Origin of the sequence: Streptomyces botrytidirepellens (assembly GCF_003721215.1) — a bacterium.
In the GTDB taxonomy this organism is placed as follows: domain Bacteria; phylum Actinomycetota; class Actinomycetes; order Streptomycetales; family Streptomycetaceae; genus Streptomyces; species Streptomyces himastatinicus.
The window spans coordinates 16575-34123 of record NZ_RIBZ01000876.1; the positions used below are offsets into that span (position 1 = coordinate 16575).

The 17549-nt window shown below is 71.5% G+C and carries 20 protein-coding genes, 1 other RNA gene and 1 pseudogene; 6 read left to right on the top strand and 16 right to left on the bottom strand.

Annotated features, from left to right (window positions below):
* The first annotated feature begins 97 nt into the window (after positions 1-97).
* A complete protein-coding gene (locus EEJ42_RS48020; RefSeq protein ID WP_123108451.1) occupies positions 98-505 on the top strand; it encodes a DUF3592 domain-containing protein in 408 nt (135 codons plus the stop codon).
* 9 nt (positions 506-514) lie between these two features.
* Here the strand turns inward: EEJ42_RS48020 and EEJ42_RS48025 are convergent, their stop codons facing one another.
* Together EEJ42_RS48025 and EEJ42_RS48030 are read right to left on the bottom strand one after the other, a co-directional pair.
* A complete protein-coding gene (locus tag EEJ42_RS48025; protein WP_123108452.1) occupies positions 515-949 on the bottom strand; it encodes a glutaredoxin domain-containing protein in 435 nt (144 codons plus the stop codon).
* A gap of 3 nt (positions 950-952) precedes the next feature.
* On the bottom strand, positions 953-1594 hold the full coding sequence (locus tag EEJ42_RS48030; protein ID WP_123108453.1) for a TetR/AcrR family transcriptional regulator: 642 nt from the start codon (positions 1592-1594) through the stop codon (positions 953-955).
* A 97-nt stretch (positions 1595-1691) separates the two neighbouring features.
* On the opposite strand from EEJ42_RS48030, the gene EEJ42_RS48035 reads away from it, so the two are divergent.
* On the top strand, positions 1692-2618 hold the full coding sequence (locus EEJ42_RS48035) for a zinc-binding dehydrogenase (protein WP_123108454.1): 927 nt from the start codon (positions 1692-1694) through the stop codon (positions 2616-2618).
* On the opposite strand, the gene EEJ42_RS48040 is transcribed toward EEJ42_RS48035, so the two are convergent.
* The 3 genes from EEJ42_RS48040 to EEJ42_RS53620 are packed head-to-tail and all read right to left on the bottom strand — an operon-like array spanning position 2611 to position 3508.
* A complete protein-coding gene (locus tag EEJ42_RS48040; protein WP_246097969.1) occupies positions 2611-2829 on the bottom strand; it encodes a GNAT family N-acetyltransferase in 219 nt (72 codons plus the stop codon). The genes EEJ42_RS48035 and EEJ42_RS48040 overlap by 8 nt on opposite strands.
* Positions 2830-2834: 5 nt before the next feature.
* Positions 2835-2987, bottom strand: coding sequence for a hypothetical protein (locus tag EEJ42_RS53615; RefSeq protein ID WP_246097970.1), 153 nt, complete (start codon positions 2985-2987; stop codon positions 2835-2837).
* The gene (locus tag EEJ42_RS53620) at positions 2984-3508 is read right to left on the bottom strand and encodes a hypothetical protein (RefSeq protein WP_246097972.1); all 525 of its coding nucleotides are present in this window, start codon (positions 3506-3508) and stop codon (positions 2984-2986) included. Before EEJ42_RS53620 ends, EEJ42_RS53615 begins: the two co-directional genes overlap by 4 nt.
* Positions 3509-3646: 138 nt before the next feature.
* On the opposite strand from EEJ42_RS53620, the gene tgmC reads away from it, so the two are divergent.
* Entirely contained in the window at positions 3647-5092 is a 1446-nt protein-coding gene (gene tgmC / locus EEJ42_RS53625; protein ID WP_246097974.1) for an ATP-grasp peptide maturase system methyltransferase, read from the top strand.
* Between the two features lie 6 nt (positions 5093-5098).
* Here the strand turns inward: tgmC and EEJ42_RS48055 are convergent, their stop codons facing one another.
* Positions 5099-5749: a response regulator gene (locus EEJ42_RS48055; RefSeq protein WP_123108455.1), complete on the bottom strand. Its 651-nt coding sequence runs from the start codon at positions 5747-5749 to the stop codon at positions 5099-5101.
* Positions 5746-6927, bottom strand: coding sequence for a sensor histidine kinase (locus EEJ42_RS48060; RefSeq protein WP_123108456.1), 1182 nt, complete (start codon positions 6925-6927; stop codon positions 5746-5748). The genes EEJ42_RS48055 and EEJ42_RS48060 overlap by 4 nt, the downstream gene beginning before the upstream one ends.
* Positions 6928-7059: 132 nt before the next feature.
* Between EEJ42_RS48060 and EEJ42_RS48065 the strand changes: the two genes are divergently transcribed.
* The gene (locus EEJ42_RS48065; RefSeq protein WP_123108457.1) at positions 7060-7785 is read left to right on the top strand and encodes a class I SAM-dependent methyltransferase; all 726 of its coding nucleotides are present in this window, start codon (positions 7060-7062) and stop codon (positions 7783-7785) included.
* On the top strand, positions 7782-8288 hold the full coding sequence (locus EEJ42_RS48070; protein ID WP_123108458.1) for a DedA family protein: 507 nt from the start codon (positions 7782-7784) through the stop codon (positions 8286-8288). Before EEJ42_RS48065 ends, EEJ42_RS48070 begins: the two co-directional genes overlap by 4 nt.
* A gap of 55 nt (positions 8289-8343) precedes the next feature.
* Here the strand turns inward: EEJ42_RS48070 and ssrA are convergent.
* From ssrA to ftsE, 5 genes are all read right to left on the bottom strand, one after another.
* Positions 8344-8714: a transfer-messenger RNA gene (gene ssrA, locus EEJ42_RS48075) on the bottom strand.
* A 107-nt stretch (positions 8715-8821) separates the two neighbouring features.
* Positions 8822-9307 carry an SsrA-binding protein SmpB gene (gene smpB / locus EEJ42_RS48080; RefSeq protein WP_123108459.1) on the bottom strand — a complete coding sequence of 162 codons (486 nt, stop codon included), beginning with the start codon at positions 9305-9307 and terminating at the stop codon, positions 8822-8824.
* A gap of 18 nt (positions 9308-9325) precedes the next feature.
* Positions 9326-10540: a S41 family peptidase gene (locus EEJ42_RS48085; protein WP_123108460.1), complete on the bottom strand. Its 1215-nt coding sequence runs from the start codon at positions 10538-10540 to the stop codon at positions 9326-9328.
* A gap of 68 nt (positions 10541-10608) precedes the next feature.
* Positions 10609-11520 carry a permease-like cell division protein FtsX gene (ftsX, locus tag EEJ42_RS48090; RefSeq protein ID WP_009717452.1) on the bottom strand — a complete coding sequence of 304 codons (912 nt, stop codon included), beginning with the start codon at positions 11518-11520 and terminating at the stop codon, positions 10609-10611.
* 9 nt (positions 11521-11529) lie between these two features.
* Positions 11530-12219, bottom strand: coding sequence for a cell division ATP-binding protein FtsE (gene ftsE, locus EEJ42_RS48095; protein WP_009717451.1), 690 nt, complete (start codon positions 12217-12219; stop codon positions 11530-11532).
* 328 nt (positions 12220-12547) lie between these two features.
* On the opposite strand from ftsE, the gene EEJ42_RS48100 reads away from it, so the two are divergent.
* Positions 12548-12748, top strand: a complete 201-nt coding sequence (locus tag EEJ42_RS48100; protein ID WP_123108461.1) for a hypothetical protein — start codon at positions 12548-12550, stop codon at positions 12746-12748.
* A 91-nt stretch (positions 12749-12839) separates the two neighbouring features.
* Here EEJ42_RS48100 and EEJ42_RS48105 read toward each other — a convergent pair whose 3' ends face one another.
* The 4 genes and pseudogenes from EEJ42_RS48105 to EEJ42_RS48120 all read right to left on the bottom strand — a co-directional run.
* Positions 12840-13529, bottom strand: a complete 690-nt coding sequence (locus EEJ42_RS48105; protein WP_123108462.1) for a PT domain-containing protein — start codon at positions 13527-13529, stop codon at positions 12840-12842.
* Positions 13530-13840: 311 nt separating this feature from the next.
* Positions 13841-14953 carry a peptide chain release factor 2 gene (gene prfB / locus EEJ42_RS48110; protein WP_123108466.1) on the bottom strand — a complete coding sequence of 371 codons (1113 nt, stop codon included), beginning with the start codon at positions 14951-14953 and terminating at the stop codon, positions 13841-13843.
* Positions 14954-15086: 133 nt separating this feature from the next.
* Positions 15087-16451, bottom strand: coding sequence for a serine/threonine-protein kinase (locus EEJ42_RS48115; RefSeq protein WP_123108463.1), 1365 nt, complete (start codon positions 16449-16451; stop codon positions 15087-15089).
* Between the two features lie 204 nt (positions 16452-16655).
* Positions 16656-17549 (bottom strand): annotated as a pseudogene (locus EEJ42_RS48120) (serine/threonine protein kinase); the annotation flags it as partial.

The window sequence follows — 17549 nt, forward strand, 5'->3', positions numbered from 1 at the left end:
GCGACAGAGCGCCCGGGAGGCGGCAACCGAAGTTCCGGATCACCGCGTCCCCTATGTCGGACGGGGGAGATCACACACGACGAGAGGCGAACCACCGATGGGCGAGCCCCTTGCCGAACTGCTGTGCGTGGCGGTCGGCCTACTCCTCTATGCAAGCGCCCTGCGCGACGCCCGGCTGGTGCGACGGCTGCGTCGCGAGGGGGTCCGTACGGAGGGGCTGGTGGTCGCCAACGTCGTCAACCGCCAGGACCGGAACCGGAATGCGCTCCAGACGCCAATCATCCGGTTCCACGACCATCAGGACTACGAGGTGGAGTTCGCGACCGCGATCCAGGGCGTCGGCCTGGGGCTGGCGACCGGCCGGAGGGTGGACGTGATGTACCTCCCGGGCGAGTCGCAGAAGGCCCGGGTATGGATGCGGCGCCACATAGTCGGCCCGATGGCGGGCCTGGCCCTGGGCGGCACGCTCTTCCTCGGCTTCGGCCTGGTGATCGCCTTCAGCTGACGCCCGCCGTCAGACCGCGCCGGGGAGCTGTTCGCGTACCCATTCAGGGTCGGGGTTGGTGTGCGGTCGGCCCGCCACGACGACGGTCGGCACGGTCTCGTTGCCGTCGTTGGCCGCCCTCACCACCGCCGCTCCGGCCGGGTCGCGCCAGATGTCGACCCAATGCGCCCGGCGGGCGCTACGGCCCAGCCGGGTGCGCAGCCGGAGGCAGTACTTGCAGCCCGGCCGCCAGTAGACGACGGGCCGACCGTCGGCCGCGCTGCGGCGCTGCGCCTCCAGCGCGCCGATCGACCGCGGAAAGACGAGAGCCGAGTTGACGCCCGCGAGCAGCACGAACACCAGCAGGATTGCGGCGGCCGCACCGGGGCTTCCTCTGGATATCAGCCCGATCGCGATCGCGGAGCCGCAGAGCACCAGCAGCACCGGCAGGGTCCACGCGCGCACCGGTCAGCCCTCGACGGACATCGTGAGGCTGCCCGGCAGGGCGGCGACGGCCTCGCGGAGGCGGGCGGCCAGGTCCCGCGTGGCCGGGGGCGCGGCACTGTCTGCCTGGGCCACCCAGCCCGCGACGGCGCAGTGGTGCGCCGCGATCAGCATGTCCACGGCCAACCGGGGCCGTACGTCGTCCCCGCCCCCGACCCCGAACCTGCGGTGCAGGATCTCCAGCGCCCCCTGGGTCGTGGCCTCGCAGAACTGAAATCCGTGCGCCGCCATCGAGGGCGTCCGCTCGGCCAGTCGGCGGCTGAGCAGGACCCGGCGGGCCCAGCCCTCGTCGTCCATACGGTCCAGCGCGGCCAGCAGCGCGTCCCGCCCCAGCTCCACCAGCGTCGGTGGGCCCGGGCGGACGGTCTCCAGCTCCTCCAGGAAGGCCCGCCAGAGGTCCTGTTCGGGGGCCATCGCGACGTCTTCCTTGCTGGTGAAGGTGCGGAAGAAGGTGCGCTTGGAGACCTCCACCGCCTCGCACAGCTCATCCAGCGTGACGCCGTCGAAGCCGCGCTCGGTGAACAGCTCCAGCGCGGTGTCGATCAGCGCCTGACGGGTGCGCCGCTTCTTGCGTTCGCGCAGCGACGGGGTGGGGGCGGCAGTCACGACGCCGAGTGTAACGCGAACGCGAATGCCACTTGCACGCTTATGCCACTCAGTGGCATAACTAAGTCCTCACCCCCGCCGGAAAGGTCAACACCCCATGCGCGCCCTGCTCGTCGACAGCTCCGCCCCCTCCGGTCTCCGCCTCGGCGAGACCGCCGACCCCGAGCCCGCCCCGCACGAGGCCCTCGTCCGGGTGACCGCCACCTCCCTCAACTACGGCGAGACTGCCCACCGCACCGAGGCCCCCGACGGCACGGTGCTCGGCTGGGACGCCGCCGGGGTGATCGAGCGCGCCGCCGCCGACGGCTCCGGGCCCGCCGCCGGAACCCCCGTCGTCACCTTCGGCGAGGCGGGCGGCTGGGCGGAGCTGCGCGCCGTGCACACCGGCCTGATCGGCATCCCGCCCGCGGGCGCCGACCCCGCCGCCCTGAGCACCCTCCCGGTCGCGGGCGGCAGCGCGCTGCGCGCCCTGCGCCGCATCGGCGGCACCCTCGGCCGTCGCATCCTGATCACGGGCGCCACCGGCGGCGTCGGCCGGTACGCCGTCCAACTCGCCCGCCTCGGCGGCGCCCACGTCATCGCCTCCACCAGCGCCCCGGACACCCACGGCGACGCCCTACGCGCCCTGGGCGCCCACGAGGTGATCGCGAGACCGGACGAGGTCGCTGAACCGGTGCACGGCGTGGTGGACCTCGTAGGCGGCCCCCAGCTCGTGGCGGCGTACGACACCCTCGCCGCCCACGGCACCCTCGTCTCCGTCGGTCATGTCACGGGCCAGCCCGAGACGTTCCCCTTCGGCGCCCTCTACGGGGACGCGGGCCGCCACGACCGCTCGATCGTCACGTTCTTCCTCCTGGAACGCCCCGACCTCGGCCCGGACCTCACCTGGCTCGCCACCCGCCTCACCGCTGGCGACCTGGACGCGCAGATCTCCTGGCGCGGCAGCTGGGACCGGGCGGAGGAAGCCGTGACCGCCCTCCTCGAACGCCGCCTCCACGGCAAGGCCGTCCTCGACATCAGTTGAGAACCATCACCGTCAGGACCGGCGCCTCCGGCGAGGACTGCGCGGTGCCCACCGCCCGGTATCCCCACGCCGTGTAGAGGGCCTGCACCCTCCCGTCCTGGTTGAGGGGGTTCACCATCAAGGACACCTGCGTGTCGGCCCGCCCTGCCAGGAGGGCGTCATGCAGCCTGCGGGCGATCCCCTGCCTGCGCCACGGCGGACGGACCATCATCTCCTTCACCGCCACCGTCGAAGCCGCCGGTGCAGCCGCTCCCCGAACGCCGCCGGGGCGTAGTGCGGCAGGTGGATCTTGTGCGCCCAGCACTCCTCGTAGATGCCCATCAGGTCGTCCCACACGGACTCCACGTCGCAGATCCGGACGAGGGTCACAGGGCCCCGGTCCGGGCCGCGAATTCCCGCACGCCCGGCACGCGGGCGGACGTGTACAACAGGTCCGCCGTCAGAGCCCGCAGTGCAGGCCGCCGCACTTCCTGCGGCGCCTCCTGCTCCACCCGGCGGAGCGCCGCGAAGGTCTGCGGCTGGTCACCGAGGGCGTGCCACATGCGGGCCGTATCCGTCCAGGCGCGGGCGCGGCGCTCCGCCGTCGGCATGCGGTCGACGTTCAGCCTTGCGGCGACCTGCACACCCTCGTCCGGCGTGCCGAGTGCGTTGAGCACGCCGATCCGGTACACGTCCACCTGCGTCCGGCTGGCGTCCACGGTGAACAGCCCCGGTACCTCCGGGCGCCGCGCGGCCTCCTCCTGGGCCTCGTCCAGCAGACCCAGCGCCGTGGCGCGGTCCCTGGTGGTGGCCGCTGTGTACGCGGCCGTCAACATCAACGTCGTACGCACAGCCCCGGTCGGGGACTGACCGACATCCAAATCGGCCGCCTCCCGGGTGAGCAGCCGCACCGCAGCCGGGCTACGCCCCGACCGCGCATGGTGATCGCGAGCACCCGAGAGGACTCACCGATCGGAACCGGGTGGCCACTGGCCCGGGCCGCGGTCAGCGCACGGTCGGCAGCCACCCAGGCCGCGTCGTTGTGCTGCTTGAGCGCCAATTCGGCCGCCAGCACGTATGCCCGCGCGAGCGCCATGCTCGCCTGCTCCCGCGCCCGCCCGCTCGACGCGTCCCGCGTCGCCGAGGCCGCGGCAAAGCAGGCCCGGGAGCGCGCGGCCGAGCGAGGTGTAGCGAGCGGCACAGAATTCCGATCGCGCGGCCGCCATCTGCTGGACAAGGCGGACCAGCGGAACCGGGGCGGCGGAGGGGAGCCGGAAGAGAGCGTCCTCAAGGGCTGCCGCCGGATCGAAGGGGCCGGACGCGGCACCCGCTGGGGCGACACCGACAACGACCGTCGCTCCGGCCGCCAACCCACCGGTGAGCAGATTCCTACGACGCACCGCATCCTCCTCGCCCGATGGACGCTCCACCGTATCGACCGCGGGTACGTCCGGCACAGGAGTCGCGGTGAGCCGGTCGAGTGGGAGGTTCAAGAATGCTGCGAACCGCGCCAGCGCGGAGTAGTCGAGCCGCATGCGCCCGGACTCGATCCGGGACACGGCCGACGCGGAGTGGCCAAGACCGCCGAACCCGTCCCCGGCGTGCCCACATCATCGTCCACCACGCCCGTGACGGTCGTCGGCATGCTCGAGGCCCTGGACGTCGAGGACGGTCACACCGCGCTGGAGATCGGCACCGGTACCGGCTACTCCACCGCCCTGATGTGCCACCGGCTCGGAGAGGACAACGTCACCACGGTCGAAGTGGACCCGGGCGTGGCCACCCGTGCCGATGCCGCCCTGGAAGCCGCCGGATACTCCACATGGACCGTGACCGGCGACGGGCTCCTCGGCCACCCCCGGCGCGCCCCCTACGACCGGGTCATCGCCACGTGCGCGGTACGCCGCATCCCCCACACCTGGGTACGCCAGACCAAGCCGGGCGGCATCATCCTCACGACCGTCGCCCCCGGCTCCTGGGCGTACGGCACCGGCCTCGCCAAGGTCACGGTGAGCGACGACGGGACGGCCGAGGGGCGGATCGTCGGGCAGTCGTCGTTCATGCAGGCCCGCTCTCAGACCGCCGCACCGCTCGCAGGGGACCTGGCGGCGCGTACCGCCTATGCCGACAGCGAGCGCGAGGCGAAGGTGCCACCGACGCTGCTGGAGGAGTGGATGCCCGCCTTCCTCGCCCAGCTCGCCGCACCCGGAGCAGCCCAGTGCGTACGCGCCGTGCTCGGCGATGGCTCCCCGCAGCTCTACCTCTTCGACGCCGACCGCGAATCCTTCGCCGCGTTCGCCGAGAACGGCCACGGCTGGACCGTCCGGCAGGGCGGGCCGGTGGCGCTTTGGGACGACATCGAGCAGGCGCTCATCGCCTGGCAGGGCGGCGGGCGCCCGGACATCGGCACCGTGCGGCTCCGCGTCACCCCCAGCTCCCACACGTACTGGATCGGTGACAGGCCCGCGCTGCGCTGGGAACACCGCCTCGCCTGAGGCGGGTCAGGTGGTGAGCCCCGCGTCGCGGGCGAGGAGGGCGGCCTGGACGCGGTTGGTGACTTCCAGCGCGGCCAGGATGCGGCTGACGTGAGCCTTGACGGTGCTTTCCCGCATGGCGAGGCAGGCGGCGATATCCGCGTTGGTGTCGCCTCGGGCGAGCAAGGTCAGCACGTCCCGTTCGCGGGGAGTGAGCCTGTCCAGGCGGGCCCGGGCCGCGGTGGCATCCGGCTGGGTGGTGGCGTGGTAGCGGTCGATGAGGTGGCGGGCCGCGGCGGGGTGGAGCATGGCCGAGCCGGCCGCCACCAGGTGGACGGCGCGGAGGATTTCGGCCGGGTCGGTGTCCTTGAGCAGGAACCCGTCGGCTCCGGCGGCGAGGGCGTTGTAGACGTACTCGTCGAGGTCGAAGGTGGTCAGTGTGATCACCTTCGGGGGGTGGGGGAGAGTCCTCAGCCGGGCCGTGGCGGTGATCCCGTCCATGCGGGGCATGCGCACATCGACGAGGGCGACGTCGATGCGGTGTGCGGTGGCGTACTCGATGGCCTGGAGTCCGTCGGCGGCCTGAGCGGCGACCTCGATGCCCTGGTCGCCTTCGAGAAGGTCGGCCAGGCCCAGACGGACCAGGGCGTCATCGTCGACGATCATGGCGCGGATCATGTGCGGGTGCCGTTCTGTTCGGTGCCTGCCGGGGGTTCGGTGCCTGCCGGGGGTTCGGTGCCTGTCGGGTGGGGGATGCGAGCGGCCAGCCGCCAGGCCCCGGCCCCGGTTGGACCGGCATCCAGCCGACCGCCGAGAGCGGTGACACGTTCGCGCAGACCGACGAGCCCGTAGCCGCCGCCGACCGTGTCCGTGCGCGCGGCGCCAGGGGAGTTGGTGGCCTCGACCAGGGTGGCGGACGGCTGGTAGTCGACGCGTACGGCCACCTCGGCGCCGTCGGCGTGCTTACGGGCGTTGGTCAGCGCCTCCTGGACGATGCGGTACACGGCCAGGCGATGCGTGGTGGGAGCCCGTTCGGGAAGGCCGTCGGCCGTCAGCTCGATGCGCTGCCCGGCGGCACGGGCCTCGTCGACCAGCTCCCGCACATCCCGCAACACGGGTGCGAGCCCGGAACCCGCCGGAGCGGAGCCGGGGTCGCGCAGGGCGCCGAGCACCTCCCGCAGGTCGGCCAGGGCCTCCGTGGACGTCGTCCGCAGCAGGCCCAGGCGCATCGCCACCGGCGCGGGCAGGGTGTCTCCCTTGGTGGCCAGGACGCCGGTGTGCAGGGCGATCAGGCTGAGGCGGTGGGCCAGCACGTCGTGCATCTCCGCGGCGATACGGGACCGCTCCGCGGCACGGGCCGCGTCCTCCCGCAGCCGCGACTCGACCCGCAGGTGCTCGACCTGGGTGGCCAGCGCGGCGACCAGCCGCCGCCGGTTGCCCAGCCACAGACCACCGACCACGACCAGCAGCAGGAACACGACGGATCCGTACTGCTGCGGCGTCCACAGCGAGGTCGCCGGTCGAGTGATCAGGTTGGCGCCCAGCGCGGTGGCGATACAGGCCACCGCCACCCGTGCGCGGCGGTGCGCGGCCAGGTCGAACAAGACGACCAGCAACAGCGGCAGTACGGGCCACCCCCACCACGAGGTCGCCGCGGTGACCAGGAGCGGAGCGACCTGCCAGGGAAACCGGGGCACGAGCAGGGCCGCCCCGCACAGCAGGGCGGCCATGGGCGCGGGGGCCAGATAGCGGCCCTCGCTCACCGACGCCGCGTTCTGCACGGCGATCGAGCCCAGCAGCACCACCAGCCCGGCCCGTCCGTACACGGCCCGCCCCGGACCCTCTCGCCAGCTCATCCAGGCAATCCTAGGCAGGCCGCCGGGCACCCCTGTCCGACGATCTACCACGCCGACCCCCTACTTTCGTAGGCAGAGGCCGTCGCACCACGACGGATCCGCTCCGGGCCGCGGGTTTCTAGCGTCGCATCCATGAACGACTGGACCACCTCCCACGACCGTGTCCTGGCGCAGCGCCGCGCCGAGGGCTGGATGTTCCTCCTCGAAGCGGCCCGCTACCCGCGGACCACCGGCGCGGTCGCCCCCAGCGGCAAGGCCCTCGCCCGCGCCCTGACCGATCCTCTGCGGGCCCGGACGCCCCGCCCTCCGGCTGTCCTGGAAGCGGGCGCCGGAACCGGCGCCGTCACCCGCACCCTGATACCCCGGCTGGCCCGGGGCAGCCGTCTGGACATCGTCGAGGCCAACCCGCGCTTCGCCGCCCGGCTGCGCCACCTCGTCGCTAACCACCCCCACCTGGCGGACGCGCACCGGCAGGTGACCGTGCACCAGGCGTACGTCGAGCACCTCGGCACCGACCAGCGCTACGACGTGATCGTCTCCGGCCTCCCGCTGACCAACTTCGCCCCCGGGCAGGTCGATCGCATCATGGCCCGGTACCTGGAGATGCTGCGCCCCGGCGGCATCCTGACCTACTTCGCGTACGTCGGCACCCGCACCGCCCGTGCCCTGACCGCGTCACGGGCCGAAGCGCTCAGGCACGCGGCGGTGAACGAGGTCATGGCCGACTACCAGCGCAGCTACGCCACCGGCCGCCGGACCGTGTGGGCCAACCTGCCCCCGGCCCACGTCTGGCACCTGCGACGCCCCCTCCCCGCGCCCAGCGACCAGGAGCGCCCCCGGGACATGGCCGACCGGTGAACGCGCTGTCCGACGCCCTCGGCTGCCTTCCGCCCGCCTCGGCCTACGCGGTGGTGGCCGTGGCCGTCCTGGCCGAGTCGATTCTTCTGGCCGGTGCCTTCATCCCCACGCTCACGCTGCTGCTGACCGCCGGAGCGCTGGCTCGCACCGGCCACGTCAGCCTGACCGTCGTCATTGCGGCCGCGGCCGGCGCTGTCGTCGCGGGTGACTTCCTCGCCCACCGCACCGGCAGGCTCCTGGGCGATCGGTTACGGGCGGGTCGGGCAGGGCGTCGTATCCCCGGCGCGGCCTGGCGGCGCGCCGAGACACTGATGACGCGCCACGGCGGCCGGGCCATCTTCCTGGCCCGGTTTCTTCCCGTGGTCCGCACGCTGGCCCCCCATTTCGCGGGCGCCACGCGCCTGCCCTACCACCGCATCGCCCCGTACAGCGTCACCGCGGCCTGTCTGTGGGCCACGGCCGAAGCGTGCACCGGATACGCGGCCGCCTTCTCTCTTCGGTGACGTACGACACGACGAAGGCCCCGCCGGGTGGCGGGGCCTTCGTCGTACATGGGATGAGTGGAGATGGCGGGAATCGAACCCGCGTCCAACGGTGCGGAATCAGGGCTTCTCCGAGCGCAGTCCGCTGTGATTTTCTCGGCCCCGGAGATCACGCGGACAAGTCTCCGACGGGCTCAGTCACTGTTTGATTTCCCACTACACCCCGTGACCGGGTCTAGTGGTTTAGTTCCCTAGTCGATGCCAGGATCCGGGTCGGGAACAGCCCCGGGCTGACACTTCGCAAAGTCGCTACTTAGGCAGCGAGGGCGAAGGAATCGCGCTTGGTGTTGGCGATTATTGGTTGCGACATATGGTTTACGAGATCATTGCCGCTTCCTCGGCTCGCTTCCCCTGCTTCGACAGCCGCTGTCGAAACCGATCATCCCCATGTTGATTTTTCAAGGGTGGTGCCACGCCCCGCGTGGGGCGCATCGCCATCATAGGTGAACAACGCGCTACGGGGCCACATCATTCCCGCCGGGCGAGGTCCGAGGTCAGACTCGGCCGCGCTCGCGGCGGCGGGCCGCCGAGATCGCCCGTTCGGCCTCGCGGCGGTCCTGCTTCTCGCGGAGGGTCTGGCGCTTGTCGTAGTCCTTCTTGCCCTTGGCGAGCGCGACCTCGACCTTGGCGCGGCCGTCCTTGAAGTACAGGGACAGCGGCACGATGGTGTGGCCGGTCTCCTGGGTCTTGTGGAGCAGCTTGTCGATCTCGGCCCGGTGCAGCAGCAGCTTGCGGCGGCGGCGCGCCGAGTGATTGGTCCACGTCCCCTGGCTGTACTCGGGGATGTGGACGTTGTGCAGCCACGCCTCGCCGTTGTCGAGCTGCGCGAAGCCGTCGGCGAGCGAGGCGCGCCCCTGGCGCAGCGACTTCACCTCGGTCCCGGTCAGCACCAGACCGCACTCGTAGGTGTCGAGGATGTGGTAGTCGTGCCGCGCCTTCTTGTTCTGCGCGATCAGTTTGCGACCCGTCTCTTTAGCCATAGCGAGGTCATTCTCGCACTAAGCCCCGCCCCCGAGGCCACTCAATACTGTCCGGGCGCGTGCCTCGGCGCTCGGCCCGTCGTCGCCGTGGACCGTGAGGTCGGGGGTGATGCCCTGCCCGTCGACGGTGCGGCCGGCCGGGGTGCGGTAGTGGCCGACGGTCAGCTCGGCGACCGAGCCGTCGGAGAGCGTGCTGGGCATCTGCACCGAGCCCTTGCCGAAGGTGCGGGAGCCGACGACGATGGCGCGGCCGCGGTCCTGGAGGGCGCCGGTGAGCAGTTCGGCGGCGCTCATGGTGCCGCCGTCGACGAGGACGACCAGCGGGGTGCGGGTGTCGCCGCCGGAGCGGGCGTCCAGGACGCGCTGCTCGCCCCGTACGTCGTACGTGGCGACCAGGCCGCCGTCGAGGAAGGAGGAGGCGGCGGTGACGGCCTCGGTGACCAGGCCGCCGGAGTTGCCGCGCAGATCGAGGAGGATGCCGTCGCCCGGGGGGACGTCCCGCACCGCGCGGCGCACCTCCTCGCCCGAGCCCTTGGTGAAGGAGTCGACCTTGATGCGGACGGCGCCCGGCCTCCGGTCGCCGACGCGGTCGACGGTGACCGGCTCGGTGGCCAGCCGCGCCCGGTGCAGGGACTGCCGCCACCGGTGGCCGTCGCGCTCCAGGCCGAGTGTCACCGGGGTGCCCGCCGAGCGGCCGGTGTGTCCGCGCAGCCGGGAGACGACCTCGGTGACGGGGCGGCCGGTGGCCTTCATGTCGTCGACGGACAGCAGCCGGTCGCCGGCCCGGAGCCCGGCGCGGTCGGCGGGGCTGCCGGACTGGACGTGGTCCACTTCGATCCGGCCGCCGGTTCCGACCCGCGCGGAGACCCCGATGCCGACGTAGGCGCCGTCGAGGTGCTGGCGGAATCCTTCGTACTCACGGGCGCTGTAGACCGCGCCCCATCGGTCGCCACTGCGGCTCACCACGTCACGGGCGGCCTGCGAACCGGACTTCCCGTCCTCCTCGGCCTTGGCCGCGGCCGCCTCGACCTCGTCGGTCCCGACGGATCCTGCGGCGACCGGGCGGATCGGTATCCGCGCGGTCGACGAGCCCCGGTCGGCGGCCCGGGCGGGGCCTTCGGCCCCCCACGAACCGGTGGCGGCGCCGGTGGCGAGCACGCTCACGAAGACCAATGTCAGGGCGGCCCCGTGGCGAATGCGGCGGGGATGGACGAACAAACACGGGCCCGACATGCCGGTGAGTGTAGGGCAAGCCCGGGCGCCGTACGGCTCGTTGTGAGGTACGGCGCCCCAGGCGAATGTCACACCTTGAGGTACTTGCGGAGCGCGAAGAAGGCCGCGAGGGCGGGCATGAGCAGCCCGATCGCCAGTACGAGCGGCAACTTGGCCAGCACCGCGTCCCATCCGATGAAGTTGATCACGTCGATCTTGCCCGCGAGCCAGTTGTTGACCAGGAAGTACTGGCCGCTGACGAGGAGTACGCAGGCGAAGCCCGCGCCCATCAGCCCCGCGATGGCGGCCTCCATGATGAACGGCATCTGGATGTAGAAGCTTGACGCACCGACGAGCCGCATGATCCCGGTCTCCCGGCGTCGGCTGAACGCCGACACCCGCACCGTGTTGACGATCAGCATCAACGCGACCACCAGCATCAGCGTCATCACGCCGAGCGCCGCGTAGTTCATGCCGTTGAGCAGATTGAAGAGATCGTCGACCAGGGCCTTTTGGTCCTGGACCTCCTGCACCCCGGGCCGGGCGGCGAAGGCGGTGGAGATGACGTCGTACCGGGTCGGGTCCTTCAGCTTGATGCGGAAGGACTCCTGCATCTGGTCCGGGGTCAGCGAATCGGCGAGCGGTGAATCGCCGAACTGCTCCTTGTAGTGCTTGTACGCCTGCTCACTGGTCTCGAACTGAACCGAATCGACGATGTTCATCTGGTTCAGTTCGGAGCGGATCTCCTTTTTCTGGACCTCGGTGGCCGCGCCCTTCGCGCAGTTGGCCGAGGACTCCTTGTCGTTCTTGTTGCAGAGGAAGATCGAGACGTTGACCTTGTCGTACCAATAGCCCTTCATCGTGCTCACCTGCTGGCTCATCAGCAGGGATCCGCCGAACAGGGCGAGGGAGAGGGCTACGGAGACGATCACCGCGAAGGTCATCGTGAGATTGCGGCGGAGACCGACGCCGATCTCCGACAGGACGAACTGGGCGCGCATGGCGTCCTTTCAGTGCTGGTAGCCGTAGACGCCGCGGGACTGGTCGCGAACGAGACGGCCCTTCTCAAGTTCGATCACGCGCTTGCGCATCTGGTCCACGATCTGCTGGTCGTGCGTGGCCATGACGACCGTGGTGCCGGTCCGGTTGATCCGGTCCAGCAGCTTCATGATCCCAACGGAGGTCTGCGGGTCCAGGTTGCCCGTCGGCTCGTCGGCGATCAGCAGCATCGGACGGTTCACGAACGCGCGCGCGATGGCCACGCGCTGCTGCTCACCACCGGACAGCTCACCGGGCATCCGGTCGTCCTTGCCGCCCAGGCCCACCAGGTCGAGCACCTCGGGCACGGTCTTGCGGATCGCGCCGCGCGGCTTGCCGATCACCTCGAGCGCGAAGGCGACGTTCTCCCCGACGGTCTTGTTGGGGAGCAGCCGGAAATCCTGGAACACCGTGCCCAGCTGGCGGCGCATCTGCGGCACCTTCCAGTTGGACAGCCGCGCGAGATCCTTGCCCAGCACATGGACCGCGCCGTGGCTCGCCCGCTCCTCGCGGAGCAGCAGCCGGAGAAAAGTGGACTTGCCCGACCCCGAGGAGCCCACCAGGAAGACGAACTCGCCCTTTTCGATCTCGAGCGAGACATCCCGGAGTGCGGGACGGGTCTGCTTGGGGTAAGTCTTGGATACGTTGTCGAATCGGATCACTGATGCACCACGGTCGACCTGGGTAGCGGTACGGGTCGCAGCCGGAGCGGCTCCCGTCGGTGAGCGTGACCATACGCGAAGCGCGCGCGGGCGCGCAGCGCCCATCCGGCTTGGTGCGTTTATTCACGGCACTATTGGGGGCAAACGGTTGACAAAGCGGCCGTCGATCCGGCCGAAACGGCCACAGAACCGGTACGGATGCGGCACGGAATCGTGCGGGGCGCGCCGAACCGGGCGGAAGCTGGCACAGTGGAAGGGGAACCAACCCATTTCCCTGAGCGTTGGCCCCATATCTACTGCGGCACCGCCGCGCGGGAGGAGAAAGCGCATGACGTACGACAGGCTCGTCTGCGCCAACTGCGCGAGCCCGGTCAGCGAGGGCCGCTGCCCGGTCTGCCGGGCCAGCAGGGAGCGCCTCCAGCAGCAGGACGGCCTCTTCGGCGGGCTGACCCCGGCCGCCCTGATAGCGCTCCTGGTGGCGCTGATCGCGGTGGCCGTGCTCGCTCACGAGATGGCGGCCGCAGCGTAACACAGCGTAATCACGCGATCGGTACAGACGCCCGAGGGGCCCGGAGCTCTGCAGCGCTCCGGGCCCCTCGACGTGCGATGCGGCGTATGAATCAGGCCACGTTGTTGTTGCGGTTCGCGAGACGCGGCACGACGCGGAAGCCGATGCCACCCGCGATCATGGTCGCGGCACCGATCAGCAGGAAGGTGGTCTCGGAGGAGGCACCGGTCTCGGCCAGCTCTTCCTTGGCCTTGCCCTGCTCGACCGGCTTGGAGCCGACGCTGTCGGTGTCCGTGTTGTCGTCGCAGTTCGTGGAGTCGAGGTCCACGGTGCAGGTGGAGTCGTCGCCGCCACCAGTGCCGCCGCCCTGGCTGGGCGAGGAGCTGGGCTGGCCGGAGGGCTCGTCGGTCGGCTGGTCCGTGGGCTGGCCGGTCGGCTGGTCCGTCGGCTCGTCCGTGGGCTCGTCCGTCGGCTCACCCGTGGGCTCGTCGGTCGGCTCGTCCGTCGGGAGCGTCGGCAGCCCGGTGGGCAGGCCGGTCGGCTCGTCCGTCGGCTCGTCGGTGGGCTCGTCGGTCGGCTCACCGGTGGGAATCTCGGTCGGCTCATCGGTCGGGTCGGGCTTGCCGACGCCGACGCCGACGTCCAGGCCCTTCTCGTCCGCCTTGACCGAGGCGTCGACGCCGCCGATCCCGACGTCGATCCCCACGGCCGATGCGGCGCCGGCGGCGGTCAGCGACGCACCGGCGGCTATTACCGCGGCGGCCGCTACGCGCGCGACGCGCAGCCGCGTCTTCTTCGTCATCTGCCTGCTACCCCCAGTAGCTGTACTCGTAGTGGAGCAGCTATGCACGGGGCCACGGCCGTCAGGGAGAGAAGTTCCGCGGGCTCTGCCTGTTCAGGCGATCCGCCGGTCCCCGTTCACACGCGCCCCAGTCATACGCATGCCGCGCGTCAGCCTTCCCAGTTTTCATGGCACCGTCAAGCGTCTTAGGGGGCGAGATGTCCGCTATGAAGGCGCTTGTGTGACGCATGGGTACAGGACTGTGACCAAAAAACGTCCTTGAGGGACCACTTGGCGATCGCCGGACCGGGCACAAGGGGCCCGGCCGGTGCTCAGCTCCCCTGTTCGCGCTGCTTGCGCCAGCGGATCCCCGCTTCGAGGAAACCGTCCAGCTCGCCGTCCAGCACCGCCTGCGGGTTGCCGACCTCGAACTCGGTGCGCAGGTCCTTGACCATCTGGTACGGGTGCAGGACGTACGAACGCATCTGGTTGCCCCAGGAATTTCCGCCGTCGCCCTTGAGCGCGTCCATCTTGGCCTGCTCCTCCTGACGGCGGCGCTCGAGCAGCTTCGCCTGGAGGACGTTCATCGCGGTCGCCCTGTTCTGGATCTGCGAGCGCTCGTTCTGACAGGAGACCACGATGCCGGTCGGGATGTGGGTCAACCGCACCGCGGAGTCGGTGGTGTTGACGCCCTGCCCGCCGGGGCCCGACGAACGGTAGACGTCGACCCGCAGCTCGGACTCGTCGATCTCGATGTGGTCGGTCTGCTCGACCACCGGCAGCACCTCGACCCCCGCGAAGGAGGTCTGACGGCGGCCCTGGTTGTCGAACGGCGAGATGCGCACCAGGCGGTGGGTGCCCTGCTCGACGGAGAGCGTGCCGTACGCGTACGGCGTCTGCACGGCGAAGGTGGTCGACTTGATGCCGGCCTCCTCCGCGTACGAGGTCTCGTAGATCTCCGTCTTGTAGCCGTGCCGCTCGGCCCAGCGCAGGTACATCCGCTGGAGCTGCTCGGCGAAGTCGGCGGCGTCGACGCCGCCCGCCTCGGCGCGGATGTTGACGACCGCCTCACGGGCGTCGTACTCGCCGGACAGGAGGGTGCGCACCTCCATCTCGTCGACGGCCTTGCGCACGGCGTCCAGCTCGGCCTCGGCCTCGGCGCGCGCGTCGTCGTCGCCCTCGTCGGCGGCCAGCTCGAACAGCACCTCGAGGTCGTCGATCCGGCCGCGCAGTTCCTCGGCCCGGCGCAGGTGCCCCTGGAGATAGGAGAGCTTGCTGGTGACCTTCTGCGCGTTCTCCGGGTCGTCCCACAGGGACGGGGCCGCCGCCTGCTCCTCGAGCACGGCGATGTCGGCCCGCATCTTGTCGAGGTCCAGGACGGCCTCGATCGACCCCATGGTCGAGGAGAGGGACTTCAGCTCTTCGGATACATCGACGACTGCCACGTGCACCAGCCTAACCGCTATAGAAGGATCTCCGGCCCGTCGGTCCCCGGCCGGGGCAGCGGGCCCTCAGGGCGTCACAGGGGGCCTGCCCGGAGTCACCGTCCCGAGTCCTGTCCCGCATCACTGTCCCGCGTCACTGTCCCGCGTCCTGTGACGACGAATGCTCGCCGCCCTTGGGCGCATCGCCACCGTCGTCACCGCCCGCGACCAGCCATCCGCCGACGCCCACGACGACCAGCGCCGCCACCGTCGCCGCGGCGACCTTGAGACGACGGCGGCGCAGCGCCCCCGAGACCGCCGGATGGCGCGCCGAGCCCGCCCGGCGCTCACCGTGGACGCGCGGGGCGCGGGCGGTGCCGTGTGCGCCCCCCGCCAGCTCGTCCGCGCTGGGCACGCGCATGCTGGTGTGCGTCTCACGGCTGCCGTCCGGCACCGCGCCGGGGACCAGCGGCACCGCGCCGCGCCGCCGCTGCTGCTGGTGCGGCCCGCCGTGCCCGTATCCCTGGCCGTACGCCTGGCCCTGCCCCGGTCCGGTGGGGGCGGGCCGGTGCCCGCCCTCGGGGGCCTCGCCCTCGCCCTGCTCCTCGGCCTCGTCCGGCTCGTCGATGTCCAGCGGCGGATAACCGGCCAGGGTGGGCAGGATCTCGCGCAGCCGCGCGGCCAGCTCGGAGGCGCGCAGCCGGGAGGCGGGGGCCTTGGCGAGGCACTGGAGCAGCAGCTGCCACAGCTCGTCGGGGATGCCGGGCAGCGGGGCGACGGTCTCCGTCACGTGGCGGCGCAGGATCGCGCCGGGGTGGCCGCCGCCGAACGGGGTGAAGCCCGCCAGCAGCTCGTACAACACCGTGGCCAGCGCGTACACATCCACGCTGGCGCGCGGCGGCAGCCCCTCGATGATCTCCGGCGCGAGGTAGTCGGGGGTGCCGATGACGCTGCGCGGGTTGGGCGAGCGGCCCTGGGAGGGCGCCTGCCCGCGGGACGGGCGGCCGCCGCGGGCCCGGCCCGGCTCGTCGACCAGGCGCGCGATGCCGAAGTCGGTCAGCAGGGCGGGGTGGGAGCGACCGGGGCCGAGCGGTCCCTGCATGTCCAGCAGGACGTTCTCCGGCTTGACGTCCCGGTGCACGATCCCGGCGGCGTGCGCCGCGGCCAGCCCGTCGGCGACGTCCGCGGCGATCGCGACCGCGGCCTCCGGGGACAGCCGCCGCTCGCGGTCGAGCCGGGTGCGCAGATCCGTACCGCGGATCAGGTCCATGACGAGCGCCAGGTCGTTGCCGTCGACCACGAGATCGCGCACGCCGACCACCCGGGGGTGGTCGAGGCTGAGCAGCGCGGTGCGCTCCTGTACGAAACGGCCCACGAGCTCCTGGTCGGAGGCGAGGTCCTCGCGCAGGAGCTTGATGGCGACCGGGCCCTCGGGACCCTCGCCCAGCCACACCGTGCCGGCGCTGCCGCGTCCCAGGACCTGGTGCGCGGTGTACCGGCTGCCGATCTTCCGTGACAAGACTGCTCCGAATCCTCCGACAGGGGGCGCGTTGGCGACAAAGCTACGCGGCTACTGGCGCGTTGGGGGCATCAGACAGCGCCAACTGTCACTTCTGAGCGGAAAACACCCCTTGGATGTCGACAAATCACCTGACTCGGCGCATCCGTCGGGGTGTTGAGGGGTGCCGAAGGGCTCGCGGATCCTGGCGGATTCAGTCGGGCGTCAGCTCGGGCCGCCGAGGGCGGAGATCCAGTCCTTGACCTCGGTGACCCAGGTCGAGACCGCGTCCCAGTAGCTCTTGCCCTGGGCGACCCAGTCCTTGAGCGGGGTCAGCTCCCAGACCAGCCAGGAGCCCACGATCAGGATGAGGATCACGAACAGGCAGCCCTTGAGGCAGCCGAGCCCGGGGATCTTCATCCGGTTGGGGTTCGACCCGCGCTGCCGGGGCTCGCGCCGCGGCTCCGGCTGCTGCGGCGGCGGCGCGTAACGCTGCGGCTGCGGCTGCTGGGGCTGGGGGGCGTACTGCTGCGGCTGCTGCTGTTGCTGACGGCGCTGCTGACGGCGCGACGGCGGGGGCTGCGGGGGCTGCTGCGGCTGCTGGTACGGCTGCTGTTGCTGCTGCTGGTACTGCTGTTGCTGATACTGCTGCTGTTGCTGCTGGTACTGCCCCGGCGGCGGTGCGGGGCGGTGGGGGCGGCGGCGCAGCGGGTCCTCGCTCGGGTCGAGGTACTGGACCTGCGTCTGCTCGTTGCGGTCGCGGGCCGCGCGCATCTGGTTCTGCCAGGGGTGCTCATCGTCCTGGCCGGGCGCGCCGCCGGGCGGCACCGGGGGCATGGCCCGGGTGGGATCCGCCCCGGGGGCGCCCGGGCCGTTCGTGGGCAGCGCCTGGGTGGGATCGGCGTTGGGGCCCGTGGTGGGGAGCACGTTGGTGGCCGCGGCCGGGTCGTACTGATTGCCCGGTGCGTTCGGCGCGTTCGTCGGCAGCACCTGGGTCGCGTCGCCCGGGTCCGCCGGAGCGGTGTCCGGGACCGGGGCCGGCGCCGGGTCCGGCGCGAGCAGCGCGGCGACGCCGAGCGCGGCCTCCGCCTGCGCGGCCGAGGCGTGCACGCCGATACC

What these genes read in the sequence shown, in the direction of transcription:
- EEJ42_RS48035 (WP_123108454.1), top strand. Translation starts at nt 1,692, where the DNA reads ATGCGCGCCCTGCTCGTCGACAGCTCCGCCCCCTCCGGTCTCCGCCTC.
- ftsX (WP_009717452.1), bottom strand. Translation starts at nt 11,520, where the DNA reads ATGCGCGCCCAGTTCGTCCTGTCGGAGATCGGCGTCGGTCTCCGCCGC.
- EEJ42_RS48060 (WP_123108456.1), bottom strand. Translation starts at nt 6,927, where the DNA reads ATGAGCTGGCGAGAGGGTCCGGGGCGGGCCGTGTACGGACGGGCCGGG.
- EEJ42_RS48020 (WP_123108451.1), top strand. Translation starts at nt 98, where the DNA reads ATGGGCGAGCCCCTTGCCGAACTGCTGTGCGTGGCGGTCGGCCTACTC.
- EEJ42_RS48105 (WP_123108462.1), bottom strand. Translation starts at nt 13,529, where the DNA reads ATGACGAAGAAGACGCGGCTGCGCGTCGCGCGCGTAGCGGCCGCCGCG.
- EEJ42_RS48085 (WP_123108460.1), bottom strand. Translation starts at nt 10,540, where the DNA reads ATGTCGGGCCCGTGTTTGTTCGTCCATCCCCGCCGCATTCGCCACGGG.
- smpB (WP_123108459.1), bottom strand. Translation starts at nt 9,307, where the DNA reads ATGGCTAAAGAGACGGGTCGCAAACTGATCGCGCAGAACAAGAAGGCG.
- EEJ42_RS48055 (WP_123108455.1), bottom strand. Translation starts at nt 5,749, where the DNA reads ATGATCCGCGCCATGATCGTCGACGATGACGCCCTGGTCCGTCTGGGC.
- EEJ42_RS48040 (WP_246097969.1), bottom strand. Translation starts at nt 2,829, where the DNA reads ATGATGGTCCGTCCGCCGTGGCGCAGGCAGGGGATCGCCCGCAGGCTG.
- EEJ42_RS48100 (WP_123108461.1), top strand. Translation starts at nt 12,548, where the DNA reads ATGACGTACGACAGGCTCGTCTGCGCCAACTGCGCGAGCCCGGTCAGC.
- EEJ42_RS48065 (WP_123108457.1), top strand. Translation starts at nt 7,060, where the DNA reads ATGAACGACTGGACCACCTCCCACGACCGTGTCCTGGCGCAGCGCCGC.